Raw genomic sequence first — 7453 nt, forward strand, 5'->3', positions numbered from 1 at the left:
TCGCCGGCACCGCGCGCCCGCCACCGGGCCCCGGGCCGCCACCGGAGTCCGCACCGCCTGCCCCACGGCGCCTACGGGGCGCGGGACGACCGCCGTACCGACGTCGGGGCCCGGTCGCGCACCCCCGCGCGACCGGGCCCCGACGTGACGAAGAACGCCCTCCGGCACCCGCCGCCGTGGACGGCGGCGGGTGCCGTGGGGGTCACCCCCGGACACCACCGCCCAGGACCCGGTTGACCAGGTCCGGCGCGAGCGTGCCGTATCCGGTGGCCGCCCACACGCTCCGCTCCGAGGGCACCGAGTAGTAGGGGACGGGCTGCCCCTGTGACGAGTCCGGTACGGACGCGGGCACCCGGTGTGCCCGCACGTCGGCACGGCACTCGGCGCAGGCCGGAACCGACACCGCCCGAGGGCTGGCCGGCACCCGCAGGCGTACCGGGCGCGTCTGGCCCCGGTGCCGGGGGTCGAAGAAGCAGTGGCGCGGGGCGGCGGCCCCGGTCAACGCCGCCTCGCAGTGGTCCAGGAGCACGCGCACCCCGACCAGGTCGGACGTGTCCGAGGCGGAGTCCAGCACCCGCGCGGCCGCCTCGTAGGCGGCCAGGGCGTCGGCCGTGCGACGCTCCGGCCCCTCGAAGCGGGCCACCCTGCGCCCGTAGGAGGGCAGGACCCGGACCAGTTCCCGGTGCTCGTGCTCCCTGACGGAGGAGTCCACGGTGTCGGCCACGGCCTCGGTGAGCGGGGCGACCCGGAGCGGGCGCAGGGCCCGCCTGCGCAGGACCCACGCGGTGACACCCGCGACGAGCAGCACGACGAGGAAGCCCGGGATCACCGTCCAGACCGGGAACGGGAACCGGGCCGTGGACGGGCCCGACGTCATCGCCTCGTGGGCCCGGGCCGTCGACTCCTCGTCGGTCACCAGGTCCACGAGGACGCCCAACCGGTCGTACAGGTCGGCCCGAGCCAGGTCGGAGCGCTCGTTGACCAGCTCCACGGCCATGCGCACCGTCTCCGGGGCGGGGCCCGGGATCTCGTCGGCGGCGGAGTGGACGGCGACGATCGTGGGGCCCTCGCCCACGACCAGGAAGGTGCCCTCCAGGCCGGCACGGTTGGCCAGGGCGGTGCCCATCGACAGCGGCTCGTCCCCCCACGGCGTCACCGCGACGTACAGGTGCGGTACCTCCTCGGCCACCCGCAGGTTCAGCTCGCGGGACTGCTCCCGCGACAGCGCCGTCTCCCCATCGGCGGCCCCGAACCGGTCGGGGTGGACGTACAGGGGGGCCTCGGCCAGGTGGTCGGCCACGACCCCGGGGGAGAGCACTCGGCTCGTGGCGGGGTCCGCCGGCGCCCCGGCCGCTCCAGCGGGAACGGGCAGCAGGACCAGGGCCGCCAGGAGCAGGGCCGTGAGGACTCGGGTCATGATCGCACTCCCAGGAGCGAGCGGGCCCGCGCGAAGGGGTCCCGGAGGTTCAGGGCCGTCTCGGCCCAGGGGTCGTCGAGGTCGGACACGTGGACGCGCGCTCCGTCGTGGCGCAGGTACAGGGCCTGCTTCGTACGCACCTGGGCGTCGAAGCAGGCGGGGCAGACCCGCCACTTGCGCAGCCTGCCGTCCAGGTAGAACGTGCGGCGCTCCGCGGCCGGGGCGTGCAGCGGGTTCACCTGGCAGGGCGGGAGTCCGTCACCACCCCGGGGGCGGGTCAGGGCCCGCCGCCCGTGCCGGGCCAGCACCATGCCGCAGACCAGCGCCGTGACGGGCAGGCCCGGGGTCGCGGCGATCAGTCCGGCCGCGTCGTAGGCCTCCCGTGCCCGAGGCAGCCCCGCGTGCCGGGACGGCGCCGACTCGAACTCCCGGCGCAGCGAGCGCAGCTCCCCGTCCAGGCGCCTGCGCACACGCCACCGTGATCCCCGGCCCGCGTTCGCGAACCACGGCCCCGAGCCCTGGTCGGGGGCGGGGGAGAGGGTCCGGGAGGACCACCACAGGTACGGCGCCGCGACCAGCAGCCCGGTCAGGACCCCGGGGAACGCCAGGTTCCACAGGGTCGCGGAGCGCGACAAGGGCGAGAAGGTCCGCTGTTCCACCTCGGGTTCGGCGTCCCGGGTGAGCGGGGTGGCCGCCACCGGGTTCCGGGGAGACTCCTCCACCGCCTCCACGATCGCGCTGACGGTCTCCAGGGGACGGAACGAGTCCGGGAGCCGTTCCCCGTCGAGGACCGGGGTCACCGGGCTGTCGAAGGCCGCCGTGGCGTGGCGGCCGTCCGTCGTCACCGCCACGTACACCCCGTCCGCCCCGCTCATCTCGTGCAGGGCGTGGAGGAAGAGGGTGGGCTGCCCGCCGGTCTCGTCCGTCGGCGGCGCCGCGTACAGGACGACGTACAGCGGCACCTCGCCGTCGAACGCCTCCGAAACCCGTGCGTTGATCGCGCGGAGCTCCCCCCGGTCGGGTTGCGGGTCCACGAGGTGGCTCACGTACACCGGTTCCCGCTGGAGGGCCTCCGCCACGCGCAGGACGCGTGACGGGTCGTCGATCTCGGCCACCGTGCCCGGGCCCGCGGACGCGGTCTCCGCCAGGGCGGCGGCCCCGGGCAGGAGCGCCGGTGCCGACAGCGCGGCCAGGGCGAGCGCCGGGAAGCGGGGGAGCCTCATACCGTTCCCCTCCGCAACCGGCGGAGCACGCCCACGCCACCCATCACCAGCAAGGTGGTACCGGCGGCGCTGACGACGAGACCCACCGTGGAAGGCCAGGTGACGGTGAGCCAGCGCTGGGTCGGCCACCCCGGTGGGGCGGCGTCCCCTCCCACCTCGTGGCCCGATCTGAGGAGGACCTCGGTCTCGGCGCGGGCGGTCCGCTCCTCCAGGTCGGGGTAGGAGGCGGCGCGCAGCAACCGGTCCAGCTGTTCGCGCGGGTCCTCCGGATAGGCGCCGGTGAACGTGGTGAAGTCGGCGACCAGGGAGGGGAGCCCCGCCTTGGAGAGGTGCGAGGCGCCCACGCGGTTGGTGTGCGGGGAGAACACCACGACCGGCCGACCGCTGCTGAGGCGGACGCTCTGGGCCAGCCAGTCGAGGTCGGTGTGGGTTGGGTGGGCCACCACCAGCACGTCCAGGCGCAGACCCTCCTCGTGGACACGGGCGCGCAGGTCGTCGGCGAGCTGGGGCCGGTCCAGGTGACCGGCGAGTTCCTCGCTGACGAACACGCGGTCGTGGGCGAAGAGCATGTCCGCGTAGAAGTCGGGCGACTCCGTGCTGGGGTAGGCCCGCGCGGGGGTGGCCGAAACCGCGACCAGCCAAACGACGAGGAGAAGCAGTGGGGTCAGACGGTTCCCACGGCCTGGGGGATGTGGCATGTGCGGCCTTCTTCTCATGTTCTGTTGTCGAGCGGCAGTTTATGTCCGTTTCCGAGAGGGTCCCTCATCCGACGTCTGCTAGAAAGGAATCGGTTCCCTCCCGCGCCCATGGAGCCTTCCCGTGTGTCCGGGGGCGCGTGCCCTCGCGGCACGCCCCATCCCCCGAACCAGAAGGTCCCCCACATGACCCGATCCAGGCTGGCGCTCGGCGCCCTGGTCCTGACCCTGATCGTTCCCCTCACCTCGTGCGGAGTCCTGGGCGAGGCCCCGGAACCCGTCGAGTCCCGGGCCGGTTCCGACGACACCGAGGTTGTGGAGGCCGCGGAGGAGACCCGGACCGAGGACGCCACCCCCGCACCGGGCAGCGCCGAGGACGCCCTTCCCTACATCGAGCCCCTGGCCGCCAGGGGCGCCCCCGAGCTGGTGGAGAAGGGCCTGGAGTTCGCCCACCCGGACTGGCCCGCCCACGGGTACCTCCAGCACCAGGCGGACGGCGTCCGGGCCAACCGTGTCAGCGGCTACTCCTCGCCCGACGGCTCCACCGAAGTGCGCGGTGACAACATCCAGCTGTGCCTGGACGACGGATGCGTCACCTTCGGCGACTTCCTCTTCGTGGACGGGTTGGTCGCCGACTTCCGCGTGAACGGCAACCTGGTCAGCGACAACTTCCTCCCGGGCGGAGGCAGCGACTCCCGCGACGGTGTCACCGGAACCGTCGCCAGCGGCTACTACGCGAGCGGGGGGCGGGAACACGACCGTGTTCGTCGACCTGGAGACGGAATCGGCCGAGGTCAGCCTGGTCGACTCCACCCTGGAGGGACCCGGCGGTGCCCTCGCGCCCATGGACCTCATGAACGGGGTCACCGGCCAGGACTACGTGACCCCCGGCTCTCCCGGGCAGGTCCGGCTCCTGTTCGACACCTCCGAACTGGGCGGCACCGTCGAAGTGGTCCTCCAGTGCGTCACCGGATGCGACGGCGAGGTCTTCCTCTCCCTGCCGCTGGACTGACCCCAGGCGGGACCCGGGCCCGGCCGCCCTATCCGGCGCGCCGGACCCGGGACTCGTCCCACACCGGCTCGTCCGCCTCGTACACCCGGCCGTCGGCGCCGAACACCACGAAACGGTCGAACCCGCGCGCGAACCAGCGGTCGTGCGTGACCGCCAGTACCGTCCCCTGGTAGGCGTCCAGGGCGGCCTCCAACGCCTCCGCCGAGACCACGTCCAGGTTGTCCGTGGGCTCGTCGAGCAGCAGCATGGTGGTGCCCGACAGTTCCAGCAACAGCACCTGGAACCTCGCCTGCTGGCCGCCTGACAGGGTGTCGAACGTCTGGTCGGCGCTCAGGGCCAGCTCGTAGCGGTCCAGGGCGCGGCCCGCCTCGTCCCGGGGCAGGCCCCCACGCTCGCCCTGCCCGCTGTGCAGGATGTCCAGCAGCGTCCGACCCGCGAACTCCGGGTGCTCGTGGGTCTGCGCGAACCACCCCGGCAGCACCCGCGCGCCCAACCGGGCCCGCCCGGTGTGCGGCACCGGTTCGATCCGGGCACGCTCCTCCTCCGGCACCAGGGAGGACTCCGGGTCGTCACCGCCCCCGGCCAGCAGACGCAGGAAGTGCGACTTCCCGGACCCGTTGGAGCCCAGCACCGCCACCCGCTCGTCGTACCAGACCTCCAGGTCGAAGGGGCGCATCAGCCCGGTGAGCTCCAGACCCTCGCACACCAGGGCGCGCTTCCCGGTGCGACCGCCGCGCAGGCGCATCCGCAGGTTCTGGTTCCGGGGCCGCTCCTGGGGCGGACCCGCCTCCTCGAACCGCCGCAACCGGGTCCGCGCGGACTGGTACCGGGTGGCCATGTCCGAGTTGTAGGACGCCTTCTGCTTGTACATGGCCACCAGGGACCGCAGCTTGGCGTGCTCCTCGTCCCACCGCCTGCGCAGCTCCTCCAGTCGGGCGAACCGCTCGCGCCGCGCCTCGTGGTAGGTGTCGAAGGCGCCCCCGTGCACCCACGTGTCGTTGCCCGCCGCGCCCAACTCCACCGTGACGATCCGGTCCGGGACCCGGCTCAGCAGCTCACGGTCGTGCGAGACGAACAGCACCGACTTGGGGGTGGCGAGCAGCGCCTCCTCCAGCCAGCGTTTGCCGGGCACGTCCAGGTAGTTGTCCGGTTCGTCCAGCAGCAGGACCGGGGCCGGGCCGCGCAGCAGAGCCTCGACGACCAGCCGCTTCTGCTCACCGCCCGAGAGCGTGCGCACCTCCCGCCAGCGGCAGCGCTCGTAGGCGAGGCCCAGCGCGGCCACACAGCACTGGTCCCACACCACCTCGGCCTCGTAGCCCCCGGCGTCGCCGTACCGGGCGATCGCCCCGGCGTAGCGCATCTGGGTGGCCTCGTCCTCCGCGAGCATCATGGCGGCCTCGGCCGCCTCCAGGTCCGCGTGGGCCCGCCGCACCGGCTCGGGGGAGACCGACACCAGCAGTTCGTGCACCGTGGTGGCGTCCCGCACGTGCCCCACGAACTGCGGCATCACCCCCAGGTCACCGTCGACGGTGACCGCGCCCGACTGGGGCGGGAACTCGCCGCGCACGAGTCGCAGCAGGGTGCTCTTGCCCGCGCCGTTGGCCCCCACCAACGCGGTCTTGGACCCCTCGCCGACCCGGAACGACACCCCGTCCAGCAGCACCCTCCCGTCGGGCAGGGTGTGTGTCACCTGGTTGACGTCGACGTAACCCACGACCGCTCTTCCCCACTCCCGTGAACTCCCGCGGGCCCGTCGGCGGCGCGGAAGGTCAGCGTTCCACGGCGGTTCGCGGCCCGGCAAAGGGTTTTCGCCGGTCCGGGGCCCGCGCGACCTTAAGAGTCCCTTAGCTGACACCTAAGGTCCGGTGAAGTCCGGTGTGTGCGCGTTCACCCCTGTTCTAGGTTCTTCTCGCCGGTCAGTGACCGGCGGACCGGGGACGACGTGGTCACCGGACCGGAAGGCGGCGGAGAAAGGCGGCGGGGTGACTCTCACACAGGGAGCGGCGGGCACACACGAGGCGACGGGGTTCGGCCCGGCCCATCGGGCCTGCTGCGCCGAGCCCGGCGAGCGCCCGGTTCCGATCGAGCGCATGTCGATGCTGTCCAACCAGGCGTCGGTGGCGCTCCTGGGCCCGGACGCGCGTCTGCTGTGGTTCTGCCACCCCGAACCGGACTCCAACGCCCTGTTCGCCGAGGTGTTGGGCGGCCGCCGGGCCGGGGTGTTCGCGATCGCGCCCGCCCACGGCCGGATGCCGTTGGGCCAGCGCTACCTGCCGGGCACGATGACCGTACGCACCCGCTGGTCACGCCTGGAGGTCACCGACTACCTCTCCCACGACACCGGGCCGGGCCGCACCGACCTGGTCCGGGTGATCGGCGGCGTCACCCCCGCCACGGTCGAGTTCGCGCCCCGCCCCGACTTCGGCCGCGCCCCGGTACGGATCGTCGCCGAGGACGACGGACTGCGTGTCCACGGAGCCGACTTCCCACTGGTCCTGCGCTCCCCGGGAGTGCGCTGGCACATCGGGTCCGAGGACGGCCACGACACCGCCCGCGCCACCCTCGAACCGGTCGAGGGCGCGCCGGTCGTACTGGAACTGCGCTGCGGCACCGACTCCCTCACCGCGCACCCCGTCCCCGAGACCCGGCGCCGGACCCGCGCCGAGAGCGAGTGGAGCGACTGGCTGGCGGGGGTCGACCTGCCGCGGACCCAGAGTGATCTGGTCGCCCGTTCGGCGTTGACGTTGCGGGGTCTGTGCACCCCGACCGGTGGTGTGATGGCCGCCGCGACGACCTCGCTTCCCGAGGAGATCGGCGGGGTCCGTAACTGGGACTACCGGTACTGCTGGCTGCGCGATGGCGCCCTGACCGTGCAGGCCCTGGTCTCGCTGGGCTCGACCACCGAGGCCGAGGCGTTCCTGGACTGGGTGCACCGGGTCGTGGCCTCCCTGCCCTCTCCCGAGCTGCTGCGTCCCCTGTACAGCCTGCGCGGCACCGACCTGGGCCCGGAAGAGGTCATCGAGTCCCTGTCCGGGTACGCCGGATCACGGCCGGTCCGGATCGGGAACCTCGCCGACCACCAGGTCCAGCTCGACGTGTTCGGGCC

6 protein-coding genes are annotated in these 7453 nt (G+C 73.4%); 2 read left to right on the forward strand and 4 right to left on the reverse strand.

Going from position 1 to position 7453, the window contains the following annotated elements:
* Positions 1-202: 202 nt before the first annotated feature.
* Genes ACFYL4_RS13995 through ACFYL4_RS14005 form a run of 3 tightly spaced genes read right to left on the reverse strand, consistent with a single transcriptional unit; the run spans position 203 to position 3338 of the window.
* A complete protein-coding gene (locus ACFYL4_RS13995; RefSeq protein WP_387518613.1) occupies positions 203-1417 on the reverse strand; it encodes a hypothetical protein in 1215 nt (404 codons plus the stop codon).
* Entirely contained in the window at positions 1414-2640 is a 1227-nt protein-coding gene (locus ACFYL4_RS14000) for a hypothetical protein (protein WP_387518614.1), read from the reverse strand. Before ACFYL4_RS14000 ends, ACFYL4_RS13995 begins: the two co-directional genes overlap by 4 nt.
* Positions 2637-3338 carry a hypothetical protein gene (locus ACFYL4_RS14005; RefSeq protein ID WP_387518615.1) on the reverse strand — a complete coding sequence of 234 codons (702 nt, stop codon included), beginning with the start codon at positions 3336-3338 and terminating at the stop codon, positions 2637-2639. The genes ACFYL4_RS14000 and ACFYL4_RS14005 overlap by 4 nt, the downstream gene beginning before the upstream one ends.
* Before the next feature lie 757 nt (positions 3339-4095).
* Between ACFYL4_RS14005 and ACFYL4_RS14010 the strand changes: the two genes are divergently transcribed.
* On the forward strand, positions 4096-4347 hold the full coding sequence (locus ACFYL4_RS14010; RefSeq protein WP_387518617.1) for a hypothetical protein: 252 nt from the start codon (positions 4096-4098) through the stop codon (positions 4345-4347).
* A gap of 28 nt (positions 4348-4375) precedes the next feature.
* On the opposite strand, the gene ACFYL4_RS14015 is transcribed toward ACFYL4_RS14010, so the two are convergent.
* Positions 4376-6061 (reverse strand): ATP-binding cassette domain-containing protein, encoded by a 1686-nt coding sequence (locus ACFYL4_RS14015; RefSeq protein WP_387518619.1) that lies wholly within the window; start codon positions 6059-6061, stop codon positions 4376-4378.
* Between the two features lie 268 nt (positions 6062-6329).
* Between ACFYL4_RS14015 and ACFYL4_RS14020 the strand changes: the two genes are divergently transcribed.
* On the forward strand, positions 6330-7453 hold a 1124-nt coding region (locus ACFYL4_RS14020; RefSeq protein ID WP_387518621.1), incomplete at its 3' end, for a trehalase-like domain-containing protein.

The sequence above is a fragment of the Nocardiopsis sp. NPDC006938 genome, assembly GCF_042869555.1.
Taxonomy (GTDB): Bacteria; Actinomycetota; Actinomycetes; order Streptosporangiales; family Streptosporangiaceae; genus Nocardiopsis.